The sequence below is a fragment of the Streptomyces sp. NPDC044704 genome (genome assembly GCF_056433525.1).
The window spans coordinates 581875-605347 of record NZ_JBWKGY010000002.1; the positions used below are offsets into that span (position 1 = coordinate 581875).

General features: G+C 74.9%; 23 protein-coding genes. 15 read left to right on the forward strand and 8 right to left on the reverse strand.

All coding sequences use genetic code 11. The features are described from left to right. Nucleotides 1-100: 100 nt before the first annotated feature. The 5 genes from AC07B0_RS06985 to AC07B0_RS07005 all read left to right on the forward strand — a co-directional run bounded on the left by AC07B0_RS06985 (nucleotide 101) and on the right by AC07B0_RS07005 (nucleotide 3643). Complete coding sequence (locus AC07B0_RS06985) at nucleotides 101-487, forward strand: GntR family transcriptional regulator (protein ID WP_356876668.1); 387 nt, start codon at nucleotides 101-103, stop codon at nucleotides 485-487. Continuing rightward, the gene (locus AC07B0_RS06990) at nucleotides 484-1386 is read left to right on the forward strand and encodes an ABC transporter ATP-binding protein (RefSeq protein ID WP_478897097.1); all 903 of its coding nucleotides are present in this window, start codon (nucleotides 484-486) and stop codon (nucleotides 1384-1386) included. The genes AC07B0_RS06985 and AC07B0_RS06990 overlap by 4 nt, the downstream gene beginning before the upstream one ends. Next, a complete protein-coding gene (locus AC07B0_RS06995; protein WP_478897099.1) occupies nucleotides 1383-2378 on the forward strand; it encodes an ABC transporter permease in 996 nt (331 codons plus the stop codon). Before AC07B0_RS06990 ends, AC07B0_RS06995 begins: the two co-directional genes overlap by 4 nt. Next, nucleotides 2375-3286 carry an oxidoreductase gene (locus tag AC07B0_RS07000; protein WP_356876662.1) on the forward strand — a complete coding sequence of 304 codons (912 nt, stop codon included), beginning with the start codon at nucleotides 2375-2377 and terminating at the stop codon, nucleotides 3284-3286. The genes AC07B0_RS06995 and AC07B0_RS07000 overlap by 4 nt, the downstream gene beginning before the upstream one ends. Nucleotides 3287-3376: 90 nt before the next feature. Beyond that, nucleotides 3377-3643 carry a hypothetical protein gene (locus AC07B0_RS07005; RefSeq protein WP_356876660.1) on the forward strand — a complete coding sequence of 89 codons (267 nt, stop codon included), beginning with the start codon at nucleotides 3377-3379 and terminating at the stop codon, nucleotides 3641-3643. Between the two features lie 66 nt (nucleotides 3644-3709). Here AC07B0_RS07005 and AC07B0_RS07010 read toward each other — a convergent pair whose 3' ends face one another. Continuing rightward, nucleotides 3710-4189, reverse strand: a complete 480-nt coding sequence (locus AC07B0_RS07010) for a PH domain-containing protein (RefSeq protein WP_469377949.1) — start codon at nucleotides 4187-4189, stop codon at nucleotides 3710-3712. A 119-nt stretch (nucleotides 4190-4308) separates the two neighbouring features. Between AC07B0_RS07010 and AC07B0_RS07015 the strand changes: the two genes are divergently transcribed. Together AC07B0_RS07015 and AC07B0_RS07020 are read left to right on the forward strand one after the other, a co-directional pair. Then, nucleotides 4309-6345, forward strand: coding sequence for a prolyl oligopeptidase family serine peptidase (locus AC07B0_RS07015; protein WP_469377951.1), 2037 nt, complete (start codon nucleotides 4309-4311; stop codon nucleotides 6343-6345). Nucleotides 6346-6439: 94 nt separating this feature from the next. Next, complete coding sequence (locus AC07B0_RS07020) at nucleotides 6440-7630, forward strand: PP2C family protein-serine/threonine phosphatase (protein WP_469377953.1); 1191 nt, start codon at nucleotides 6440-6442, stop codon at nucleotides 7628-7630. A 5-nt stretch (nucleotides 7631-7635) separates the two neighbouring features. On the opposite strand, the gene AC07B0_RS07025 is transcribed toward AC07B0_RS07020, so the two are convergent. The 3 genes from AC07B0_RS07025 to AC07B0_RS07035 all read right to left on the reverse strand — a co-directional run bounded on the left by AC07B0_RS07025 (nucleotide 7636) and on the right by AC07B0_RS07035 (nucleotide 10757). Next, nucleotides 7636-9708, reverse strand: a complete 2073-nt coding sequence (locus AC07B0_RS07025; RefSeq protein WP_469377954.1) for a SpoIIE family protein phosphatase — start codon at nucleotides 9706-9708, stop codon at nucleotides 7636-7638. A 135-nt stretch (nucleotides 9709-9843) separates the two neighbouring features. Next, the gene (locus AC07B0_RS07030) at nucleotides 9844-10344 is read right to left on the reverse strand and encodes a hypothetical protein (RefSeq protein ID WP_356876650.1); all 501 of its coding nucleotides are present in this window, start codon (nucleotides 10342-10344) and stop codon (nucleotides 9844-9846) included. 161 nt (nucleotides 10345-10505) lie between these two features. Continuing rightward, the gene (locus tag AC07B0_RS07035; protein WP_356876648.1) at nucleotides 10506-10757 is read right to left on the reverse strand and encodes a hypothetical protein; all 252 of its coding nucleotides are present in this window, start codon (nucleotides 10755-10757) and stop codon (nucleotides 10506-10508) included. A gap of 193 nt (nucleotides 10758-10950) precedes the next feature. Between AC07B0_RS07035 and AC07B0_RS07040 the strand changes: the two genes are divergently transcribed. The 3 genes from AC07B0_RS07040 to AC07B0_RS07050 all read left to right on the forward strand — a co-directional run bounded on the left by AC07B0_RS07040 (nucleotide 10951) and on the right by AC07B0_RS07050 (nucleotide 13256). Further along, nucleotides 10951-12165 carry a sensor histidine kinase gene (locus tag AC07B0_RS07040; protein ID WP_478897102.1) on the forward strand — a complete coding sequence of 405 codons (1215 nt, stop codon included), beginning with the start codon at nucleotides 10951-10953 and terminating at the stop codon, nucleotides 12163-12165. Then, nucleotides 12162-12836 (forward strand): response regulator transcription factor, encoded by a 675-nt coding sequence (locus AC07B0_RS07045; protein WP_356876644.1) that lies wholly within the window; start codon nucleotides 12162-12164, stop codon nucleotides 12834-12836. The genes AC07B0_RS07040 and AC07B0_RS07045 overlap by 4 nt, the downstream gene beginning before the upstream one ends. A gap of 129 nt (nucleotides 12837-12965) precedes the next feature. Next, nucleotides 12966-13256, forward strand: a complete 291-nt coding sequence (locus AC07B0_RS07050) for an SHOCT domain-containing protein (protein ID WP_356876642.1) — start codon at nucleotides 12966-12968, stop codon at nucleotides 13254-13256. Nucleotides 13257-13342: 86 nt separating this feature from the next. On the opposite strand, the gene AC07B0_RS07055 is transcribed toward AC07B0_RS07050, so the two are convergent. Further along, nucleotides 13343-13879 (reverse strand): SRPBCC family protein, encoded by a 537-nt coding sequence (locus AC07B0_RS07055; RefSeq protein ID WP_356876640.1) that lies wholly within the window; start codon nucleotides 13877-13879, stop codon nucleotides 13343-13345. Nucleotides 13880-14023: 144 nt separating this feature from the next. Here AC07B0_RS07055 and AC07B0_RS07060 point away from each other — a divergent pair, with 144 nt between their 5' ends. After that, the gene (locus tag AC07B0_RS07060; RefSeq protein WP_478897103.1) at nucleotides 14024-14746 is read left to right on the forward strand and encodes an SOS response-associated peptidase; all 723 of its coding nucleotides are present in this window, start codon (nucleotides 14024-14026) and stop codon (nucleotides 14744-14746) included. 10 nt (nucleotides 14747-14756) lie between these two features. Here the strand turns inward: AC07B0_RS07060 and AC07B0_RS07065 are convergent, their stop codons facing one another. The 3 genes from AC07B0_RS07065 to AC07B0_RS07075 all read right to left on the reverse strand — a co-directional run bounded on the left by AC07B0_RS07065 (nucleotide 14757) and on the right by AC07B0_RS07075 (nucleotide 17323). Next, on the reverse strand, nucleotides 14757-15869 hold the full coding sequence (locus AC07B0_RS07065) for a sulfite oxidase (RefSeq protein ID WP_478897104.1): 1113 nt from the start codon (nucleotides 15867-15869) through the stop codon (nucleotides 14757-14759). A 61-nt stretch (nucleotides 15870-15930) separates the two neighbouring features. Continuing rightward, nucleotides 15931-16563 (reverse strand): HAD family hydrolase, encoded by a 633-nt coding sequence (locus AC07B0_RS07070; protein ID WP_478897105.1) that lies wholly within the window; start codon nucleotides 16561-16563, stop codon nucleotides 15931-15933. A 4-nt stretch (nucleotides 16564-16567) separates the two neighbouring features. Further along, nucleotides 16568-17323: a DeoR/GlpR family DNA-binding transcription regulator gene (locus AC07B0_RS07075; RefSeq protein ID WP_356876632.1), complete on the reverse strand. Its 756-nt coding sequence runs from the start codon at nucleotides 17321-17323 to the stop codon at nucleotides 16568-16570. Nucleotides 17324-17395: 72 nt separating this feature from the next. Here AC07B0_RS07075 and AC07B0_RS07080 point away from each other — a divergent pair, with 72 nt between their 5' ends. The 4 genes from AC07B0_RS07080 (at nucleotide 17396) to AC07B0_RS07095 (ending at nucleotide 23366) form a co-directional block, all read left to right on the forward strand. Further along, a complete protein-coding gene (locus AC07B0_RS07080) occupies nucleotides 17396-18631 on the forward strand; it encodes an MFS transporter (RefSeq protein ID WP_469377965.1) in 1236 nt (411 codons plus the stop codon). 24 nt (nucleotides 18632-18655) lie between these two features. Then, nucleotides 18656-21952, forward strand: a complete 3297-nt coding sequence (locus tag AC07B0_RS07085; protein ID WP_478897108.1) for an amidohydrolase family protein — start codon at nucleotides 18656-18658, stop codon at nucleotides 21950-21952. A 27-nt stretch (nucleotides 21953-21979) separates the two neighbouring features. Beyond that, the gene (locus tag AC07B0_RS07090) at nucleotides 21980-22612 is read left to right on the forward strand and encodes an SRPBCC family protein (RefSeq protein WP_478897110.1); all 633 of its coding nucleotides are present in this window, start codon (nucleotides 21980-21982) and stop codon (nucleotides 22610-22612) included. A gap of 223 nt (nucleotides 22613-22835) precedes the next feature. Then, nucleotides 22836-23366, forward strand: coding sequence for an RICIN domain-containing protein (locus AC07B0_RS07095; protein ID WP_356876624.1), 531 nt, complete (start codon nucleotides 22836-22838; stop codon nucleotides 23364-23366). Nucleotides 23367-23473: the final 107 nt, after the last annotated feature.

The window sequence follows — 23473 nt, forward strand, 5'->3', positions numbered from 1 at the left end:
CAGGCGTGAGTAGACAGTGTCTACTCCTGACGGGTTGACAGATGTCCGCGCGATGCACCACCCTTTCACTACTTAATTAGTGAAAGGGTGGTGATGGGGCGTGCTGGAATACCGCATCGACCGGCGCAGCGGCATGGCCACGTACCTCCAGATCGTCCAGCAGACCAAACAGGCCCTGCGCCTGGGCCTGTTGGTGCCCGGGGACAAGCTCCCCACCGCGCGGGAGGTCGTCGAGGCGACCGCCATCAACCCGAACACGGTCCTCAAGGCCTACCGGGAGCTGGAACGTGAGGGCCTCGTCGAGGCGCGGCGCGGCCTGGGCACCTTCGTCCGAAAGTCCCTGGGCGCCGCACCGGCCGACTCGCCGCTGTGGGCCGAACTGGCGGACTGGGCACGACGGGCCAGTGACTCGGGTCTGGCACGGGACGACGCCGCCGCCCTTTTCACCGCCGTACTCGACGCACACTTCAAGGGGGACGACGCGTGACGGACATGGTGATCGAGGTCGAGGGCCTGGGTCTGCGCTACGGACGACGAGGGGCCTGGGCGCTGCGCGACTGCTCCTTCCGGCTCCCCGAGGGGCGCGTCTGCGCCCTCGTCGGCCCGAACGGAGCGGGCAAGTCCTCGCTCCTGACGCTCGCGGCGGGACTGGTGCGGCCGACCGAGGGCGTCATCGGCACGTCGGCGTCGCGTGCGACGACGGCGTACGTGGCCCAGGACAAGCCCCTGTACCCGCAGCTGACCATCGGCGAGACCCTGCGCATGGGGCGCGAGCTCAACCCGGAGCGCTGGGACGCCGGGAAGGCGGCGCGGATCGTCGAAGCCGGCGGGCTCCGGGAGGACACCCGGGTCCGGTCCCTCTCCGGGGGCCAGCGCACCCGCGTCGCCCTGGCGCTCGCCCTGGCCAAGCGGCCCGCCCTGCTCCTGCTGGACGAGCCGATGGCCGACCTCGACCCCCTCGCCCGGCAGCAGCTCATGGGCACGCTCATGGGCGACGCCGCCGAGAACGGCACCTCCGTGGTGATGTCCTCGCACCTCCTGACCGAGCTGGAAGGCGCCTGCGACCACCTGCTCCTCGTCGACGGCGGCCGGATCCGCCTCTCCGGCCCCATCGAGGACGTCATCGCGAGCCACCGCCTGCTGACCGGCCCCGCCGCGGCCGCGGGCGAGCTCGCCGCGCACACCGTCGTCGAATCCCGCACCACCGGCCGTCAACTGGTCACCCTCGTAAGGCCGGGGGGCCCGATAGCCCCCGGGACGTGGCAGACCGCCTACCCGACCCTGGAGGAACTCTTGCTCGCGCACCTCCGCGCCCCCGACGCCCCGGCCCTCGCCGTCCCGGCCCTCGACGTCCGTCCCGCCGCCACCGGGGCGGTGCGGGGATGAGCGCCCTGACCCTGAACGGCCCGCGCTGGGTCGCGGTCCGCCAGCACCGGCGCGCCCTGTGGGCGCTGCCCGTCGCCGTCGCCGCAGCCCTCGTCGCCGCCGTCGCCCTGCGACTGCTGGCCTCCGAACCGGGAACGCTGTACCCGAACCGCTGGTACAGCATGCTGCGCATCGCCATGGAGGGGGCGGGCCGCGGCATGCTGCTCCTGCCGGTGCTGGTGGCGGCGTTCGTGGCCGGCCCGATGCTGGCCCGGGAGACGGAGAGCGGCACCTACCGGCTCGCCCTGACCCAGTCGACGACCCCGAAGGCCTGGCTCGCCTCGAAGACCGTGGTCGCCGCGGTGGTCTCGGCGGGGTGCGCGGCCGCCATGATCGGCGTGTACCGCCTCGGCTGGGCTCCGGTGGCGGGCAGCCACCAGCTCTCCTGGGCCGACCGGGGCACGTACGAGGCCACCGGCCCGGTCATCGTCGCCTACTGCCTGCTGGGCGTGGGAGTCGGAGCCGTCGTCGGCCAGTGGCTGCGGCGCACGCTGCCCGCCATGCTGGTGGCGGGCGGTGTCACGGGCCTGGTCCTCGTGCTGTTCGGGTACCTGCGCTGGTCGGTCCTCACCCCGGTGACCAGGACCACCCCGTTGTCCGAGTACGCGGACCTCGCGCTGCCGCGCTCCTCCTTCCTGGTCGACTCGGGACTCCTCACCGCCACGGGCGAGCGGCTGCCCTCATGGGCCTGCCGCGAACGCTCCGGCGGCATGGGCGTCTGTCCCGCCGACCTCCAGGTCACCGGCCGGTACGCCGACTACCAACCCCGTGTCGCACTACTGGCAGACCCAGCTCATCGAAACCACCACCGTCCTGGCCCTGACGGCACTCGCCCTGTACACCGCCTTCCGCGTCCTGCGCGCCCGGCGGGGCTGACAGCCGGGCCCGGCCGCCACCGCACGCCAATCCCGGTGGCGGCCGGAGCGCCGCATGGGCGATCATCCCCGGCATGACCACAGAAACGATCAACGCATCGGCCTCGGGCACCTGGAAGCTCGGCGACATGGAGGTCAACCGCATCGGCTTCGGCGCGATGCGCCTGCCCCAGAACGGTCCGGCGCTGCGCGCCGACGCCGTTCCGGGCGACCGCGACCGCGCCATCGGCGTCCTGCGCAAGGCCGTCGAACTCGGCGTCAACCACATCGACACCGCCGCGTTCTACTTCTCCTCGCTGCGCTCCGCCAACGAGCTCATCAACAGCGCCCTGGGTGGCCCCTATCCGGACGACCTGGTCATCGCCACCAAGGTCGGCCCGGCCCGCGACCTGTCCGGCGAATGGGCGGCGCACGCCGGACCCGCGCAGCTGCGCGGGCAGGTCGAGGAGAACCTGCGCCAGCTCGGCCGGGACCACCTCGACCTCGTGAACCTGCGCATCCTCGGCACCGACTCCCTCGCCGAACGCTTCGGCGTCCTCGCCGAGCTCCGCGAGGCCGGCCTCATCCGCCACCTCGGCGTCTCCAACGTCACCCCGGAACAGCTCGCCGAGGCCCGCACCATCGCACCGGTCGTCTGCGTGCAGAACCCGTACGGCATCGGAATGCGGCCGGACCAAGACGAGTTCGTACGGTTCTGCGGCGAGGAGGGCATCGCCTTCGTACCGTTCTACTCGATCGCCACCACCGGCCGCGAGGGCGGCGCGAGCGGCGCCGAGAGCGAGGAGGTCCTCACCGTCGCGCGGGCCCACGGCGCGAGCCCGGCGCAGGTCCGCCTGGCCTGGACCCTGCACCGCGGCCCGCACCTGCTGGCCATCCCCGGCACCGGCAACCCCGACCACCTCACCGCCAACGTCGCCGCGGGCACCCTGCGCCTCTCCGAGACCGAACTGGCCCTTCTGGACGGCCTCCACCAGCGGTCCGCCTGAGGAAACCCCGGCCCCGGGGCTCGGGTTGTCGGAGGCGCGTGGTGGGATGAGCGGGCTCTGTCGTCATGAACCCGCTGGGAGATCCCCCTCATGCCCGTGTACCCGTCCCTGACCCATGCCCTGGCCGAGGCCCTGGTCGACGTACTGCGCTTCGTCGAGGACAGCGAGGAAGAGCCGCTGGACGCGGACGACGCCGTCAAGGTCCTGGAGGGCGTGGCCCAGCTCGTGGGCGAACTGTCGGGGGAGCAGCGCGGCGAACTGGGCGACATGCTCGGGGCGATGGCCGAAGCCGAAGCCGACCCGGCCCGCCGCGAGTTCCTGGAGGAGTTCCCGGAGGGCTTCGGCCTCCTCGACTAGTTCCGGTCACGGCACCAGCCGCGCACGGTTCCGGTCACGGCACCGGGTGAGGGCGGCCCCCGGCGGTCAGGCGGCGGGGGTGTCCGGCACCGGGTCCGTGCCGACCGACCGGGCCAGGGCCGCACGCAGGAACGCGACCTCGCCGGCCAGTCCGGCTTCCCCGTCGCCGACGTGCATCAGCAGCTTGCGCTTGCCGCCCGTCAGGTAGGCGTACGCGTACGGATTGGCCCCGTTGCCGGGCCCGCGCGGGGTGGCGACCCTGATGTCCTCGATCTCCGTCCAGGGGATCCGGCGCGTCAGGAAGATCCCCCGGTGCCGGATACCGCTGTGGTCGGCCACGGTGACGGTCCACGGCGCGCGGACCATGATCGGCAGGACGAAGAGGGCCAGCGCCACGCTCACCCAGACCATCACGTCACGGGAGAAGAGCTCCTCGGTCCACATGATGAACAGGAACAAGCCGCTCTTGAGGGCGAGGATGATCAGAGTCGTGATCGTCCCGCCCCTGCCCGGCCGGTACTCGCGCGGCAATTCCAGTGCCCCCATGGTCACTCCTCTCCCCGGCCGACCACCGTAGGCCCTGGCAACGGCCGCCCCGCGGGCGGGGTGCGGCCGTTCCCGTCCGTCGGCCGGACGGCCCGCCCCGCCTGCGGCACAATCGGTGGATGAGCGAAGAAGCCCCCAACGACCCGTACCTCTGGCTGGAGGACGTGACCGGCGAGGCCGCCCTCGGCTGGGTCCGGGAACGCAACGCCGAAACCGTGGCCGCGGTCACCGGGAACAGCGCCTTCAAGCTGCTGGAGCGGGAGGTGCGCGAGGTCCTGGACGACGACGGCCGGATCCCGTACCCCGTCCGCCGGGGCCGCCACCTCTACAACTTCCGGCAGGACGCCGACCACGTCCGCGGCATCTGGCGGCGCACCACCCTGGAGGAGTACCGCACCGAGCAGCCCGCCTGGGAGACCGTCCTCGACCTGGACGCCCTCGCCGACGCCGAGGGCGAGAAGTGGTCCTGGGCCGGCAGCCGCGTCCTCGCCCCCGACCACCGGCACGCCCTGCTCCTGCTCTCGCGCGACGGCGCGGACGCCAGCGTGGTCCGCGAGTTCGACCTGGAATCCAAGGAGTTCGTCGAGGGCGGCTTGGAGGTCGCGGAGGCCAAGACCCGCATCGGCTGGATCGACCACGACCACGTCTGGATCGGGACGGACTTCGGCCCCGGCACGATGTCCACGTCCGGCTACCCCCTCCAGGTGCGCCGCTGGCGCCGCGGCACCCCCCTCGACCAGGCCGAGCTCGTCTACGAGGGAGAGCCCTCCGACCTCTCCGCCAGCGGCTGGCACGACGACACGCCCGGCTTCGAACGGGACTTCGTCCACCGCCAGATCGACTTCTGGAACCAGCGGCTGTTCCTCCTCCCGCAGGAGGCCGGAGCCCCGCCCCAGCGGATCGACGTACCCGACGACGCGGCCGCTTCCGTCCACCGAGAATGGCTGCTGGTCACCACCAGGTCGCCGTGGCTCGGCCACGCCACCGGCACCCTCCTCGCCTTCGACTTCGAGGACTACCGGGCCGGCAAGAGGGAACCCGCCGTCCTGTTCGCCCCCGACGAGCGCACCGCCCTCGCCGACTACAGCTGGACCCGCAACCACCTCCTCCTCGCCGTCCGCGCCGACGTCACCTCCCGCCTGGAGCTCCTCACCCCCGGCCCCGACGGCTGGGACCGGGCACCCCTCGCCGGGGTGCCGCCGCTGTCCACGGCCTCCGTCGTGTGCACCGACCCCGACGTGAGCGACGAGTACTTCCTGAACGTCTCCGGCTTCCTCCAGCCCGCCACCCTCCACCGCGGCACCGCCGGCACCCAGGACGGCGGCGAGAGCGTCAAGCAGGGCCCCGCCCTCTTCGACACCGCCGGCCTCACCGTCAGCCGGCACTTCGCGACCTCCGCGGACGGCACGCGCGTGCCGTACTTCGTCATCGGCCCCGAGGACCGGCCCGGCCCCGGCCCCACCCTCCTCTACGGGTACGGCGGCTTCGAGATCCCCCTCGTCCCGCACTACAGCGCCGTCACGGGCCGCACCTGGCTCGCGCGCGGCGGCACGTACGTCGTCGCCGGCATCCGCGGCGGCGGCGAGTACGGGCCCGCCTGGCACCAGGCCGCCCTCGGCGCCCACCGCGTCCGGGCCTTCGAGGACTTCGCCGCCGTCGCCCGCGACCTCACCGACCGGGGCGTCACCACCCCCGCCCAGCTCGGCATCGAGGGCGGCAGCAACGGGGGCCTCCTCATGGGCGCCCTGCTCACCCGCGACCCGGAACTGTTCGGCGCGGCCGTCGCCCACGTACCGCTCCTGGACATGCTCCGCTTCCACAAGCTCCTCGCCGGAGCCAGCTGGACCGCCGAATACGGCAACCCGGACGACCCCGCCGACCGGCCCCACCTGGAGCGGATCTCCCCCTACCACCAGATCCGCGCCGACGGACCCCCGTACCCGCCGCTCCTCCTGCTCACCTCCACCCGCGACGACCGCGTCCACCCCGGACACGCCCGGAAGATGGCCGCCCGCCTCCGGGAACACGGCCACCCCGTGCTCTTCCACGAACACCTCGGCGGCGGCCACGCCGGCGCCACTGACCACGCGCAGACCGCCTTCAACGAAGCCCTCGTCCACACCTTCCTGTGGGAGCGGCTCACCCCGCCGCGCTGAACCCCCGGCGCGCTGCCCCGCCCGCCCGCGGCCGCGGCTGGTGGAATGGACCGACCGGCGGCCCGCACGGGGCCGCCCGCCGGGCGGAGGCACTGTGTCGGACCGCGACGGCGCGCACCACCACCTGTGCGCCCCCGCCGAAGCCCTCGAAGCGATCGGCACGACCGACGACGAACGCACCACCTGCCGGGAGCTGGCCGCGTTCCTGTTCCGCACCCTGTGCGACGCGGCGGCCGTGGACGTGACCGTCGAGGGCCGCACCGAACGCGTCGCCGTGGCCGGGGCCGCCCACCTGCTGCGCGCCCCGCTCCAGAGCGGGCGGCCCGCCGTCCGCGCTGTCGACGAGGGACACCCGCTGCGCAGCTGGACCCTGCGCCCGGGCAGCGCCCCGGTGCACGGCCTGTCCGTCGCCCTCTCCCGGCAGGGCACCTCGTACGGAACCGTCCTCGCCGTGCGCACGGGCACGGGATTCACCGACGCCGAGGCGGCCGCCCTGCACTTCGCGGCCCGGGTCACCGCCGTGCACGTCCGCCACGCGCGGCGGCTCGCCGCCACCGAGAGCGTCGCCCTGAACCTCCAGCGGGCCCTCGTGGCGGACCCCGGCCGTCCGCACCCCAACCTGCTGGTCGCCGGCCGCTACCTGCCCGTCGGGACGAGCGCCCTCGTCGGCGGCGACTGGTTCGAGACCGTACGGCTCCACTTCGGCCGGACCCTGCTGGTCGTCGGCGACGTCATGGGCCACGGCCTCGACGCCGCGGTGGACATGAACGCCTACCGCTCCACCCTGCGCGAGGTCGCCTCCACCGACCTGGCCCCCCACCGGGTGCTGCGCCAGCTCGACGCGCTCGTCGCCGAGGACCCGGCCCGCCGCCCCGCGACCTGCCTGCTGGTGCGGGTCGACCCCGCGCGCGGCACGGCCGTGTACGCCAGCGCCGGGCACCTGCCGCCCGCGGTGTTCGCCGCGGACGGGACGGGCCGGCTGGTCGACGTCCCCGTCGGACCGCCGCTGGGCACGGGACTCGGCGGGTACGAGTCGGTGGCCCACCCCCTCGGCGAGGAGGACACCCTGCTGCTCTACACGGACGGGCTGGTCGAGCGGCGCGGTGAGGACATCGACGCCTCCCTGGCCCGCCTCACGGCGCTGCGGATCCCGGCCGGCGGGGGAGTCGCGGAGGCCGCGGACGCCGTCGTCGCCGGTCTGGACGCGCAGCACGCGGAGGACGACGTCGCCGTCCTCGCCGCCCGGATCCGGGCCCGCCCGCCGCACGGGCAGACCGGAGTTTGACGGCACTAGGTGTGGGTGCGGGCGATGAGCAGGGCCACGTCGTCGTGGGTGTCGGGGCGGCGCAGCGCCGAGAGCAGCAGGTCGCAGGTCTCCTCGATCGGGCGGTGCGGCCCCGCGAGGAGGTCGGTCAGGGTGAGCAGGCGGGTGTCGATGTCCTGGTCGCGGGTCTCGACCAGCCCGTCCGTGTACAGGACCAGCTCGTCGCCGGGGCCCAAGTGCACGGTCGTGGTGCCGAAGGGGACGCCGCCGACGCCGAGGGGGACCGCCGTCTTCAGGCGCAGCAGCTGGGGGTGACGGCCGGGGCGCAGGTGGACGGGCGGCAGGTGGCCGGCGGTGGAGATGTGGCACTGGCGGGTGTGCGGGTCGTAGACGCCGTACACGCAGGTGGCCATCGCCTCGCCGAGGTCGGCGGTCGCCGCGTCCAGGTGGGTGAGGACCGTAGCGGGTTCGAGCCCGAGGCGGGCCAGGGCGCGGGCGGTGGCGCGCAGCTGCCCCATGGTGGCGGCGGCGTTGATGCCGCTGCCCATGACGTCGCCGACGACCAGCGCGGTCCGGTCCCCGGGCAGCGGGACGACGTCGAACCAGTCGCCGCCGGTCTCGTCCGCGGCCCCGGCCGGCTGGTAGCGGTAGGCGATGTCCAGACCGGGGGCGGTCCGGGGGTCCTGCGGCAGCAGGTGGCGCTGGAGGGCGAGGGCGGCGTGCCGCTCGCGCTGGTACCAGCGGGCGTTGTCGATGGACACGGCCGCGTGCGCGGCGAGTTCGGAGGCGAGCAGGACGTCGTCCTGGCTGAAGGGCACCTGGTTGCGGGCCCGCTTGAGGTCGAGCGCGCCGAGGACCTGGCCGCGGGCGATCAGCGGGACCGCCAGGTAGGAGTGCAGTCCGGCGGCGCCCAGGAGGCGGGCCGCGTCCTCGTCGCGGGCGATGCGCGGCAGGTCCGCCGGGAGGACCCGGGGTACGAGGACCGGCCGGCCCGTACGGACGCAGCGGGAGACCAGCCGGCCCGGACCGTACAGCGCCACCTCCCCGACGGGGTCGGCGGCCTCCTCGGCCGGATTGCGGTAGGCCGCCTTCACCGCGAGCGCGCGGAACCGTACGGACCCGTCCTGTAGGGCCCCGCCCGGCCGCGTGCCCGTGAGGATGGTGTCGAGCACGTCGACGGCGGCGATGTCGGCGACCTCCGGGACCACGACGTCGGCCAGCTCCCGGGCGGTGATGTCCAGGTCGAGGGTGGTGCCGATGCGGACGGAGGCGTCGGCGATCAGGGACAGGCGGCGGCGGGCGTGCGCGGCCGCCGTGGCCGTCCGGTGCTGCTCGGTCACGTCCACGACCGACACGGCGACCCCGATGACCCGGGAGGCCTGGTCGTCGAGCCGGTAGATCGAGGTCAGCCAGGCGTGTTCGCCCTCGCTGTCGCCGGGGATGCGGCCGGTGGTGAACTCGTCGAGCATCGGTACGCCGGTCTCCATGACCCGGCGCATCCGCGTCTCGACGGCGTGCGCGTCGAGGAAGGGCAGGATCTCCCCGAGCCGCTGCCCCAGGTGCCGATCCGCGGGCACGCCGTTGATCCGCTCCAGGGCGGGGTTGACCAGGACGTAGCGCAGGTCCGTGTCGAGGACGGCCAGGCCGATGGGGGACTGGTCGACCAGGCGCAGCGAGAGGGCGAGGTCGCGTTCGACGCGGCGCAGCGTGGCCTGCTCGGACGCCAGGCCGAGCGCGTACCGCCGGCCGCTGTCGGCCTCCAGGCGCATGTTCCGGAACTCGACGAGCACCGAGCGGCCGTCGCGGTGCCGTATGGGGAAGGACCCGGCCCATGCGCCTTCGCCCGTCATCACGTGGGCGAACAGGGCCAGCACCTCGTCGCGGTGGTCCTCGTCGACCAGCAGCTGTGCGGCGTACCGTCCCAGGGCCTCCGCGGCCGGGTATCCGAACAGGGTTTCGGCCTGCGGGCTCCACAGCCTGATCCGGCCCTCGTCGTCGAGGACCACGGAGGCCACGCCGAGGACGTCGAGCAAGCCTCCCGCCGCCGCGGACCCCACCAGGGGGCCGGCGGCAGACGGAGGGGGATCCTCCTCGGCCATGACCGGCCTCCTCGTCCAGGGCGCGTGCTTCCATGCTGCGGCCCCGTGCCCGGGCCTGCGACCCGGTCGTGGCGGCCGGGGGGTGCCCGGGCGTCCTGCCGGGCCGGTGGGTGGCCGGCCCGGCAGGAGCGCCGGTCAGCGGAACAGCATGGAGGCGCCGCCGGCCGGGGTGGTCACGGTGGCCGGGCACAGGAAGCTGCCCGAGGCCTTGGTGGCGTTGAAGGCCCGGTTCAGGTACTTGCGGGTGGTTCCGTCGCGGTCCCAGACGATGTTCGCGGCCTTGTAGCGACAGGAGATGAAGCTCTGCTGGCCGGTGATGTCGATGAGGTCGGTCCGCGCGGTGGCGGCGGTGTCGTCGAAGGTGAACGCCGGGTTGTTGTTGAGGGAGGCGTTGAGGCCGCCGCCGCAGGCAAGGTTGCCTCCGGGCTTGTTGATCGTGGTGCGGTCGACGGTGAGGGCGCTCGGCGGGGTGGCGCTGGTGCTCGCGTTGGTCCAGGTGCAGGTGTTGCCCGCGACCACGATGACGCCGTCGGCCTTCTGGTCGGCGGCGTCACCGGCCGCCGCGGCGGTGGTGGCGGCGCCGAGCGCGGCCGCGACGGCCGTCATCGTCACGGCGAGTTTCGCGAGGTGCTTCATGTCGCTCCTCCTTGACACGTCCTTGTGGGGGTGTGGTGCGAGGGCGGTGCGGAGTGCGCGCGCCACGGAGAGTCCCACAGGGGTCTTGAGATGTCATGAGCGCAACATGATTTGGCCGGAATTCGGCAGACCGGCAGGCCGGAGCCCGGGCCGGGCCGCTGTCAGGGCACGTCGGAGGACGTCGGTTCGGCCTCGTAGACGTGCGGACCGTCGCCCTGCCACTCCAGGAGCCGGGAGGCCCCGCCCAGCACCAGTTCGTCGGGGTCGGGCACCTCCGCGCGCCGCAGGAACTCGATCACGTCGCCGTCGCCGTGCGCGACGCCGAGGACCGTCTCGCGGCCCTGGGCGCGCAGGGACACCCGGCGGCCGCCGGACGGCGAGATGCGGTGTACGACCACCGGTGCGTGCTCCATGCCTCCACCCTGGCGCCGAGCCGACGCGCACGCATCCGGGGCGCGGTGCAGGGGGCGCACCACCGGACGCACCACCAGGTTCACCACGAGGTTCACCACACCACGCGTATGACCAGGTACTACCAGGGGAGTACGGGGGAAACGCTACGCCGGGGTGACGCCGGTGACCTGGGGTGCGGTCTAGCGTGGCCGTATGGAAGAGCGGCGCGGGCATCAGGGGCCACCGTGGCGACGGTGGGCCGAGCGGGCGGGGCGGGGCCCGGCCTGGCGGTCCGCGCTGCTCGTCGCCGTCCTCGCGCAGATCGGCTCGGGGTGGGCCGCGCGGGCCCAGGGCGACGGGGCGGACCTGGGATGGTTCCCCCGTCTCCTGTTGCTGCTCGGGCCCGCGCTGCTCGTCGTCCGGCACCGGTATCCGGTGGCCGTGGTGTACGGGGTCAGCGCCGTCACCCTGGTCTACCTCGGTGCCGGGTTCCCCTACGGCCCGGTCTTCATCAGCCTCGCCGTGGCCTGCTTCGCGGCCGTCATCGCCGGTCACCGCAGAGCCGCATGGGGCGCGGTCGCCCTGTTCTGGGCGGGCCACCTCCTCATCGGGCACTGGCTCTACCGGTGGCTGCCGCCCGCCGGTGACGGTCCCGCGCCCTGGGCCCAGGAGCTGGGCGTCGCCGCCTGGATCCTCGCGGTCCTCGCCGTCTCCGAACTGGTCCGCGTCCGCAGGGAACAGTGGGCCCGGGAGCGGGCCGAGCGGGCGGCCGCCGACCGACGCCGGGCGGACGGGGAGCGGCTGCGGATCGCCCGCGAACTGCACGACATCCTGGCCCACAGCATTTCGGTGATCAACGTGCAGGCCGGGGTCGGCCTGGCCCTGCTCGACTCCGACCCCGAACAGGCCCGCACCGCGCTCACCACGATCAAAACGGCCAGCAAGGAGGCCCTGGGAGAGGTGCGGCAGATCCTCGACACGCTCCGCACCCCGGGCGACGCCCCCCGCGCCCCCGCCCCCGGCCTCGACCGCCTGCCCGAACTCCTCGAACAGGCCGCCGCCGGGCTGACCGTGAGGTCCGAGACCAGGGGGCGGGCGCGCCCGCTGCCGCCCGGAGCCGACCTCGCCGCGTTCCGCATCCTCCAGGAGGCCCTGACCAACGTCGTACGGCACTCCGGTTCGCGCACCGCCGGCCTCCGCCTCGACTGGCAGCCCCGCTCCCTGGAACTGCGGGTCGAGGACGACGGCCCCGCCACCGCGCCCCACACCCCCGAGGGCGCGGAAGGCGGCGGCAACGGACTCATCGGGATGCGCGAACGGGCCGGCGCCCTCGGCGGCAGCGTCGAGGCCGGACCGAGGCCGGACGGCGGCTTCCGGGTCGTCGCGCGACTCCCGCTGAAGGCCGCCCCGCCCGAGGGGGCGCCGTGATCCGTGTGCTGCTCGCCGACGACCAGCTCCTCGTACGGGCCGGCTTCCGTGCCCTCCTCGATGCCCAGCCCGACATCGAGGTCGTGGGGGAGGCGGCCGACGGCCGGGAGTGCCTCGGGCTCGTGCGGGAACTGCTTCCCGACGTCGTCCTCATGGACATCCGGATGCCCGTGCTCGACGGGCTCGCGGCCACCCGCGAGATCACCGAGGAGGCGGCGCTGGCCGCCGTCCGGGTCGTCATGCTCACCACCTTCGAGCTCGACGAGTACGTCTTCGAGGCGATCCGCTCCGGTGCCTCCGGCTTCCTCGTCAAGGACACCGAACCGGAGGAACTGCTGCGCGCGGTGAGAGCGGTGGTCGACGGTGACGCCCTGCTGTCCCCGGGCGTCACCCGTCGGCTGATCGCGGAGTTCGCGGCCCGCTCCAAACGGCCCGCCGCGACCGGCGCGGGCGCCGGCCTGGACCGGCTGACGGACCGGGAGCGGGAGGTGATGGCCCTGGTCGGCATGGGCCTGTCCAACGAGGAGATCGCCCGCCGCCTGGTCGTCAGCCCGCTCACCGCCAAGACACACGTCAGCCGGACGATGCTCAAGCTCGGGGCCCGGGACCGCGCCCAACTGGTCGTCCTGGCCTACGAGTCCGGCCTGGTCAGACCCGGCTGGCTGGGCTGACCCGCCCGGGCGCGGGTACTCCCGGGGGAGTACCCGCGGTGCAGCCGGCCGTACGACGCCCCGGACCCCTTCCCGGAGCGAGTCTCGGAGCACGACGAAAAGTCCCCGCTTCCGAGGAGCTGAACCGACATGAACACCCTCACCACCCTCGCGTACGACGGGCCCGGCCCGTGGATCCTGTTCTTCCCGCTGATCTGGGCGGCGGTCGTGATCGGCGTCGTCACCGTGTTCCGCCGCACCGGCGGGCTCGGCCGCCGGGCGCCGTGGCGGGACCGGGGAGCCGCGTACGGCGGGAGCTCGCCGATCGCGATCCTCGGGCGCCGCTTCGCGTCCGGCGAGATCGACGAGGACGAGTACTGGCGCCGGCTGTCCGTCCTGGACGAGCAGTTCGGCCGTTCCCTCAAGGACGGCGCCGCCTGAAGACCGGCGCGCCCCGCTGAGGACCGCCACCGCGACCACGGGACCCGCCGCCCCGGGCAGGCCGTCGTCCCATACGGGCCGTCGTCTCAGGCCCCGCCCGTACGGGGTCCGCAGGCGGCGGCGATGCGGGCGAGGGTGGTCCGCATCCCCGCCCGGTTGACGGCCACGCGCCGCTGCGGGGTGGTCCCCGCGAAGACGGCGCCCAGGGCGTCGGCGGTACGGGAGCCGCGTCCGCTGCGGAGGTCCTCCCAGGTCTCGGTGACGCGGGTGCCGTCGCCCTCGGGCACGAAGCGGTAGCCCCACCGGGCGATGGGCAGACCGAAGACGCCGACGTCGAAGGTGAACTCGCCCGTACCGTCCGGGGCCACGGGCGCGCGGAGCGCGGTGATCCGCCCGGTGGTGAACCACAGGAAGGGCCCCCGCCGGTTGAACCCGACGAAGGCGCTGCCGGCCCGGGCGGGCCGGCGGGGAACCCACACCCGCCGGCATTCGGGGCTCCAGCGGCCCATGTTCCGCAGGTCGGAGACGAGCCGGTGGACCTCCGCCGGGGAGGCGGCGACCACGACGTCCTCCTCCAGCCGCCGCACCCGCCCGGCGGGGGCGACCGTGTTCTCGTGTGCCATGGGTACCTCGCTGCCCGGTGGATGAGTGGGACATGCCATCCCGACGGCACGCTACCGCCCGCCCGCCCCCGCCGGGGCCGCGGGACCGCCACCGGGTGCGGCGCCTGACGCGCGAGGGGGCCCGGGCGTGGCAGGCTGGGTGGCATGTGCGGCCGTTACGCTTCCACCCGCAGCCCCGAGGACCTGACCGGCCTGTTCCAGGTCACCCGGCGGGAGACCGGCCCGGTACTCCCGCCCAGCTGGAACGTCGCCCCCACCGACCCCGTCTGGGCGGTGCTGGAGCGCGCGGACCGGGAGACCGGCGTACTGGAGCGGCAGCTGCGGCCCCTGCGCTGGGGACTGGTGCCGTCCTGGTCGAAGTCCCCGTCCGGCGGGGCCAGAATGATCAACGCCAGGGTGGAGACGGTGGAGGAGAAGCCCGCCTACCGCCGGGCGTTCGCCAAGCGCCGCTGCCTGCTGCCCGCCGACGGCTTCTACGAGTGGCAGCCCGTCGCGGCCACCGAACGGGCCAAGGCGTACAAGCAGCCGTACTTCATCCGCCCCGAGGACGGCTCCGTCATGGCGATGGCGGGCCTGTACGAGTTCTGGCGCGACCCGTCCGTCACCGACGGGGACGACCCGGCCGCGTGGTGGGCGACCTGCACCGTCATCACCACCGAGGCCACCGACGCCGCCGGCCGCGTCCACCCCCGGATGCCGCTGGCGCTCGCCCCCGCCGACTACGACACCTGGCTCGACCCCGCCCACCAGGACCCGCACGACCTGCGCGCCCTCCTCACCGCCCCCGCGGCCGGCCGGCTGGACGTCCGCGCGGTGTCCACCGCCGTGAACAACGTCCGCAACAACGGGCCCGAGCTGCTGGCCTGAGCCGTGGCGCTCAGCGGCAGCACAGCACCGGGACCCGCTGGACGAGGTTGTTGCCGAACCCCCCGCGGTTCCAGGGCTGTTCCAGGGGCTGCGTACGCCCTTCCGCGTCGGTGGCGCGGGCCGAGAGGGTGTGGCGGCCGGGCGTCGCCGTCCAGTCGTACCGCCACGCCTGCCAGGCCCACCCGCCCGGCTCCCGCGGCGCGAGCCGCGCCCTCGCCCAGCCGGCGCCCCCGTCCGCACTCACCTCCACCCGTACGACGGGCCCGCCCCCCGACCAGGCCCGCCCCTCCAGACGCACCGGGCCCGGCCGCACGACGCGGACCCGCGACATGAAGTCGGGGAAGCCCGGCGGAACCAGCAGCGCGCGCGGCAGCATCCGGGTCACCGCCACGCCCGGGTCGTCGGGGGCCTGCCGGTACCGGTAGGCCACGCTCTGCTGGAAACCGGTGAACGGGGCGTCGGCCAGGGTGATGTCCCGCAGCCACTTCACGTGCGCCATGCCGTACCAGCCGGGTACGACCAGCCGCAGCGGGTGGCCGTGCTGCGGCGGCAGCGGCCCGCCGTTCATCGCGTACGCGATCAGCACCGGCGGGTCCTCCCCGGTGGCCACCCGCACGGGCAGGCTGCGCCGGTAGTCCTGCTCGACGCCCCGCTCGACCCCGTGGTCGGCGCCCGTGAACACGGCCTCGACGGCGTCCGGCAGCACCCCGGCCTCGGCGAGCACCGTCCGCAGCGGCACGCCCGTCCACTCCGCGGTGCCCACCGCCTCGACCAGCCAGGGCTGGCTGACGGGCCGGGGCAGCAGCCGTGCCCGGCCGTTGCCCGCGCACTCCATCGTGACCCGGTGGGTGACGGCGGGGAGCGCGCGCAGCGCCGCCACGTCCAGGTCCAGCGGGGTCCGGACCCGCCCGCCGACGGACAGCCGCCAGGTGCCGGATTCCGCGGCGGGGATGTCGTAGTGGACCAGTACGTAGTGCAGCCCGGCCGGGGTCACCTCGTAGCGCAGGGCCTCCAGCGGGAGTCCGTGGTTGCGGGCCGCGAGCGCCAGTTCCTGCGCGCTGATCCCCTCCCCGTCGTCCGCGACCCGCCCCGGGGTGCTGACCTCACCGAGAGAGCCGTCCATCCCCCCATCGTCGCGCGCGGGAACGGCTTCGGCACGCCGCCCGCCCGGAGCGGACAGCCGCTCACGCCCCCGGGCGCGGCACCGGATCCGCGGCGAGGGCCTCGGTGAGGGCGTCGGGGCCGGTGAAGAGGTGGCCGCGCATCCCGAGCGCCCGGGCGGCCTCGACGTTCTCCTGCCGGTCGTCGACGAAGAGGACCTGCCCCGGTTCGGCGCCGAGGGCCGTCAGACACCACCGGTAGGCGTCCGGTTCCGGCTTGGCGTGGCGGATGCGGCAGGAGAAGGCCCGCACCTCGAACCGTGCCAGCCAGGGCCCGTGCCGTTCGTAGTGGACGGCGAGCTCCTCGGGGATGTTGGACAGCAGGGCGGTCCGCCGCCCGGCGGAAGCCAGTTCGCCGACCAGGTCCACCATCCGCTCGTCGACCGCGCTCCAGCTCGCGACGTCCTCCTCGACGAGCCGGGCGGTCGTCTCCGCGTCGAACCGGGTCCCCAGCGAGTCGGCCACCCGCCTCCAGTACGCGGGGCCGTCGACGTCACCGCGGTCGTAGTCGGGACGCAGCGCCCAGTAGGCCTCCCAGAAGGGCGCCGCGGCGACGCCCGCCGTCTCCGTGAGCCGTGCGCGGCCCCCCGGGGACTGGTGGCGGGCGATGACCCCGAAGAGGTCGAAGAGCAGCACCGGGGGCGGGTTCGAGGGCATCTCTTCACACCTTCCGTACGGTGACGCCGGCGGCGGCGAGCGCGTCGACCGCGTCGGCGGGAGCGGCCTCGTCGGTCACGACGGCGTGCAGCGCCGCGGCGGGCAGGACGTGCGCGAGCGCCGTACGGGAGAGCTTCGCGCCCTCGGCGACGGCGATGACGCGGCGGGACGAGGCGATCGCCGCCCGCTTGACGGCAGCGTCGGCCAGGTCGTAGGCGGTGAGACCGTCGGCGGCGGTCAGACCGCAGCAGCCGATGACGGCGGTGTCGAAGCGCAGCGCGGCGAGGGAGGCCTCGGTCAGCGGGCCGGTCAGCGCGAGCTCGCCGCGGCGGGGCGCCCCGCCGGGCAGCAGCAGAGTCAGGCGGGGCGCGTCGGCGAGGGCGTTGGCGGCGTGCAGGGACAGCGGGACGACGGTCAGCCGGCGGTCGTGCAGAGCGCGGGCCACCTCCAGACAGGTGGTGCCGCTGTCGAGGACGACGGACTCGCCGTCGGCGATCAGGCCGGCGACCTCGGCGGCGATGCGCCGCTTCGCCTCCGGCCCGTCCTGGGCGCGGAGCGCGAAGGGGACCTCCTCCCCGCGCAGCAGCAGGCTCCGCGCCCCGCCCCGGTACCGCTCCAGCACCCCTTGGTCGGCCAGGGCCTCCAGATCGCGCCGGATCGTCATCTCGGAGGCGCCGGTGAGCTCCGCGAGTTCGGCGACGCTGCGCCGGCCGTTCTCGCGCACGGCCTCGGTGATCTGCCTCAAACGGTCTGTACTCATACCCGCATTGAACAACATCGATGTTCGAAAGGCAATGTACGAACATGAATCATGTGCGTTATGTTCGTTCGTATGGAGACATCACTGCGCCGGGCAAGACTGGCCACCTTCGTCTACTTCGCCCTGAACGGCTTCGTCATGGGCATGTGGATCGTGCACATCCCCGCCGTGGAGGCCCGCACCGGCATCGGACACGCCCTGCTCGGCTGGCTCCTGCTGCTCCTCGGAGGCGGAGCCTTCGCCGGTATGCGGCTGGCCGGGCCGCTCACCGACCGGTTCGGCGCCAGGGCCGCCGTACCCGTCAGCGCCGCCCTGTGCGGCGCCGCGCTGGTCCTGCCCGCACTCGCCCGCGACGCCTGGACCCTGGGCGCGGCCCTGTTCGTCCTCGGCTTCGGCAACGGCTGCCTCGACGTCGGCATGAACACCCACGCCGTGCGGGTCGAGCGCGGGTACGGGCGGCCCGTCATGTCCGCCTTCCACGCCGTCTTCTCCATCGGCGGCGTCCTCGCCGCGCTGGCCGGAGCCCTCGCGCTGGGCCGGGGACTCGGCGTCACCGCGGCCCTCACCGCCACCGCCCTCGGCGCTCTCGCCGTCGCCGCCCTGGCCGCTCCCGCGCTGCTGCCCGCTCCCTCCGCCGAGCCCGCCACGGCCACCCCGGAACCGGAGACCACCGCCGGGGCCGGCCGGGGCGCCGCCCCGCGCATCGGGTTCCTGGCCGTCCTCGCCTTCATGCTCATGCTGTGCGAGGGCGTGGCCAACGACTGGAGCGCCCTGCACCTGCGGGACGCCCTCGGCGCCCCCGCCGCCACCGCGGCACTCGCCTACGGTTCCTTCGCCACCGCCATGACCGTCGGCCGCCTCCTGACCGACCGGCTCGCCGCACGGATCGGACCCGCCGCCGTCCTGCGCCACGGCTGCGCCCTCGCCGCCGCCGGCCTGACCCTGGCCGTGGCCGCGCCCGGCGTCCCGCTCGCCCTGGCCGGCTGGACCCTCTTCGGGGCGGGCCTCGCGGGCTGCGTACCGCAGCTGTTCAGCGCGGCCGGACACGCCGACCCGGACCGCGCCGGCGCCAACGTCTCCCGCGTCGCGGGCCTCGGATACCTGGGCATGCTCGCCGGACCCGCCGTGATCGGGCCGCTCGCCGACCTCGTCTCCCTCGACCTGGCCCTCCTGCTGCCCGTCCTGTTCTGCGCGGCCGCCGCCCTCGCCGCCCGGACCCTCCGCGAGGCCCCGGACCCGGCCCCCGTCCGGACGCCCTTGGCACGCGGGCCGTTGCCGGAACCGGGCCTTGATCGTTCGGATGGCTGACGGGGCGGCCGCCGTACGGACTCCGTGCGGCGCAAGCGGGTGCGCGAGGCGAGCGGAGTGGTCGGGTTGCGGGTCGGACGAAGGACGGTACTCCAGGCGGCTTCGGCGGGCGCCCTGACGGCGCTCCTCGGCCGCTCCCCGGCCGAAGCGGTCCCGGCCCCCGCGCACCCGGCGACGACACCGGCCGCCACCACACCGGCGGCCCCGGCCGGGGCGGCGGCGGCCCTGGCGGCGGCCGCGCCGCCCGGGTACCGGCTCCGGCTCCGCTTCACCCGGGCCACCAACGGCGCGGCGACCGCCACCGCCGACGGGCGGCACGTCGTGGCCGAGGTGCAGAACGTCCTCTGGTCGCTCCCGCCGGACGGCTCGCCCGCCACCGCCCTCACCCCGCCCGACCTGGAACCGGGCCGCCCCGTGTTCTCCCCGGACGGCCGCCACGTGGCGATGAGCGCCTACCGCGGCGGCTCCTTCCACATCTGGGTGATGCGCGCCGACGGATCCGGCCTGCGCCGGCTCACCGACGGCCCCTTCGACGACCGAGCGCCCGCCTGGTCCCCCGACGGCCGCACCCTCGCCTTCTGCTCCGAACGCGGCGGCGACCCCGTGACGGGCTGCCCGTACCGGATCTGGACCGCGGGCCTCACCGGCGGGCCCCCGCGCCGCCTGACCGGTCTGCCCGGGCAGACCGGCCCCGGCCAGGACGGCGCCTGGGAGGACTTCGACCCCGTCTGGTCGGCGGACGGCACCCGGGTGCTGTTCGTCCGCGCCACCCTCACCGGGGAGACCCTGACCGCCCGCACCCTCGCCTCCGTCGCCGCCGACGCGACCGGCACCGTACGGACCGAACACACCGTGAGCGAGGGCGGCCTGCTCGCCCCGGCGCTCTCCCCGGCCGGGCGCACCGCCTGGCTGTCCGCCGCCCCCGGCCCGCGCAAGGCCGAACTCCACACGCTGTACGTGGACGGCCGCCCCGTCGCCCTCGACGGCGACCTGGCACCCGCGCCCCCGCGCTGGACCGGCGACGACAGCCTCCTGATCACCCTCGACGGCCGGTTCCGGCTGATCCGCCCCCACCGCGACCCCGTCGGCCGGGAGATCCCCCTCGACGCCACCCTCGAAGTGACCCGGCCCCGCTACCGGGTCAAGGAGTACGTCCTGGAGGCCGAGCGGAACCGTCCGGTGCTCGGCATCCACCTGCCCAGCCTCTCGCCCGACGGCCGCAGCGTCGCCTTCGCCGCCCTGAACGCCCTCTGGGTCGCGCCCGTCACCACGGGAGTCCCGCGCAGGATCGTCCAGGCGCCCGTCACCGCCTACGTCCAGGGGCCGGTGTGGACCCCGGACGGCAGGGCCCTGGTCTACACCGACGACCGCGACGGGCTGAACACCGTACGCCGCCGGGAACTCGCCGACGGCCGCGAAACCGTCCTCGCCCCCGGCGGCCGCGTCTACGGAACCCCCTCCCCGGACGGCGGGCGCCTCGCCGCCCTCGACCTGTCCGGCCGCCTCCTCGTCCGCGACCTCACCACCGGCGCCGAGACCCCGCTGGCAACCGCCCTCGGCGGGGGCGGCCTGCCCGGCCCGCCCAGCTGGTCGCCCGACGGCCGGTACGTCGCCCTCTGCGACCGCAACAGGCTCAACCGGCGCTTCCGCGAGGGCCACAACCTGATCCGGATCGTCGACACCGTCACCGGCGCGGACCGCCTCCACCCGCTCGCCCCGCACGCCTCCCTGTCCGACCGCTACGCCTCCGGCCCCGTCTGGTCGCCCGACGGCCGCTTCCTCGCCTGCGTCGCCGAGTCCGCGCTCTGGCTGCTGCCCGTCACCCCCGACGGCGCCCCCGCCGGACCCGCCCGCCAGGTCACCGAGGAGAGCGCCGACCACCCCTCCTGGTCGGCGGACGGCCGCACCCTCCTCTACCAGAGCGGCGCCCGGCTGCGCCTGCTCACCCTCGACGGAACCGGTACGCCCGCCGGACCGCCCCGGACCGTGCCCGTCTCCCTGAACCACCGCCGCCCCGCGCCCGTCGACACCGTCGTCCACGCCGGACTGCTGTGGGACGGCACCGGCTCCCCGCCCCGCGCCGACGTCGACGTCCTCATCCGGGACGGACGGATCACCGCCGTCGAACCGCACCGGCCGCACCGGTCCGCCCGGCGCGCGGCCCGCAGCGTCGACGCCTCCACCGGTACCGTCCTGCCGGGCCTGTGGGACTCCCACGTCCACCCGTACCCGTACACCTACGGAGCCCGCCAGGGCCTGCTCCACCTCGCCTACGGCGTCACCACCACCGTCTCCCTCGGCGGCTCCGCCCACGAACAGGCCCGGCTCCGTGAGGACATCCGCGCCGGGCTGCTCCGGGCCCCCCGGATGCTGGCCGGCGGGGAACTCCTCGACGGCTCCCGGGTCGCCTACAGCATGGGCCGGGCGCACCGCACCCGGACCGGACTCGCCCGCTCCCTGGCCCGCGCCGAAGCCCTGGACTGGGACTTCGTCAAAACCTACGTCCGGGCCCCGTACGAGCTGATGGCCGAGGCGGCCCGCTTCGCGCACGAGCGGCTCGGCGTCCTCGCCGGCTCCCACCTGTGCGCCCCCGGCATCCAGAGCGGCCAGGACCTGACGACGCACCTCGTCGCCACCGAACGGGCCGAGCACGGCCACGGCGCGACCCCCCGCGGCCACACCTACCAGGACACCGTGGAGGTCTACGCCCACGGCGCCTTCGACCTCATCGCCACCCCGTTCACGGCCCTGCCGCTGCTCGGCGCCGACCCGGCGACGGCCACCGACCCCAGGGTGACCGCCCTGATGCCGCCCTGGGACGTGGAAGCCGTACGGGCCGCGGCCGCCCGGCCGCCGAGCGCCGAGCAGGACGCCGTTCTGGAACGGGAGGTCGCCGCCTACCGCGCCGTCCTCGCGGGCGGCGGCCGCGTCGTCCTCGGCACCGACGCCCCGCTCACCCCGGTCGGCCTCCACCTCCACCTCTGCCTGCGCGCCCTGCACCGGTACGGCTTCTCCCCGGCCGAGGCCCTCACCACCGCCACCCTCGCCCCGGCCCGCGCGTTCGGCGTCGCGGACCGGCTCGGCACGGTCGAAGCCGGCAAGATCGCCGACCTCACCGTCATCGACGGGGACCCCTTCGCCGACTTCGCCGACCTGATCCGCGTACGGTCGGCCGTACGCGGCGGAACCCTCCACGAACGCGCCGGACTCGAAGGCGCCCGGCACGCCCCCGCCACCGCGGTCCCGCCCGGGGAGGGCTGGGGCGCCGTGCTGGACCAGATGCTCCGCGACGGCTGCTGCCCCGCGCACGACGGCCGGTGACGCGGACCCGCAAGGAAGTGAGCGGACATGACCGACATCGCTGACGAGATCGAACGGGTGCACCGGGAGGTCGGCTCGCGGCCGGCCGGGACGGACGAGGCCCGCACGGTGCTGCTGCGCCGCACCTACGGAGCCGGCGTCGCCGACGTCTGGGCCGCGGTGACCTCGCCCGAGCGCATCGGACGGTGGTTCCTGCCGGTGAGCGGAGCGTTCGAGGCCGGCGGCCACTACCAGCTGGAGGGCAACGCCGGGGGCGGGATCCTCGCCTGCGACGCGCCGCGGCGGCTACGGCTGAGCTGGCTGTTCGGCCCCGAGCCCGGATTCAGCGAGGTCGAGGTACGGCTCGCGGCGGAGGGCTCTGGCCGCACGGCGTTCGAACTGGAGCACGCGGCCGTGGTGCCGGAGGAGTTCTGGGGGCGGTTCGGGCCGGGGGCCGTCGGAGTCGGCTGGGACCTGGCGCTGCTCGGGCTCGGCCGGTACCTCGCGGACGGCGGCGTCGACAGGGCGCGGGCCGAGGCCTGGCAGACCTCGCCCGAGGCCCTGGGGTTCATGACCCGGTCGGGCGAGGCGTGGGGCGCCGCCTACGCGGCCTCCGGCGCGGACCCGGAGGCCGCCGCGGCGGCCACGGCGGCGACCATCGCGTTCTACACGGGCACCTGAGACCTGCGGGCTGCCCCCCCACCACGGACCCGCAGGGTTGTCAACAGCCGCCCGCAGGCACCGGAATGACCGATTCGCTATGTACCGCTAAAGCGCTTCATCGGATGGGATGTGCGGTGAGCACGCCGCGACAGCACGTGCTCGCGTCACCTGCCCCGCCCGGAGCCGGCACCAGCCGCTCCGGGCGCCGGGACGCCGCCCTCACCACCCCGGGAGCAAGCCCATGCGTCTACGCGCCACCCGCGCCGTCACCCTGGCCCTGGTCACCGCCGCGAGCCTCCTCGGTGCCACCGGCGCCGCCGGGGCCGCGGACTCCTCCGCGGCCGCCCTTCCGCCCCAGTACCGGTACACGAACGTCGCGAGCGGCAAGTGCCTCGACGTACGCGGCGGGAACACCGGGAACGGGACCGTCGTCCAGCAGTTCAGCTGCAAGGGGGCCACCAACCAGCTCTTCGAGGAGCGGGTCACCCCGCAGGTCACCCTCAACCTGATCTCGCTCGACAGCCACCGCTGCGTCGACGTCAGGGACGCCACCGGAGCCGACGGCACCGTCCAGATCTGGGACTGCCACGCCGGGTTCAACCAGCAGTGGCTGCCGCTCGCCTTCCCCAACGGCACGATCCAGTTCCAGAACGCCGCCACCGGCCTGTGCCTCCAGGACGTGGGCCAGCCCAGCGGCAGCCGCCGGGAGGTCCGCCAGATGCCGTGCGCGAACGTCTCGACCCAGGCCTGGATCCGCCAGCGCGCCGCCTGACCCGCCGGCTCACGGCGCCGGCACCCTCCGCCCGGCCGCTGGGCCGAAGGCCTGGTTGTTGGTGTCGGTGCCGACGCGGGCGCCGGGCGTCCGGCACGGTGGGCGCA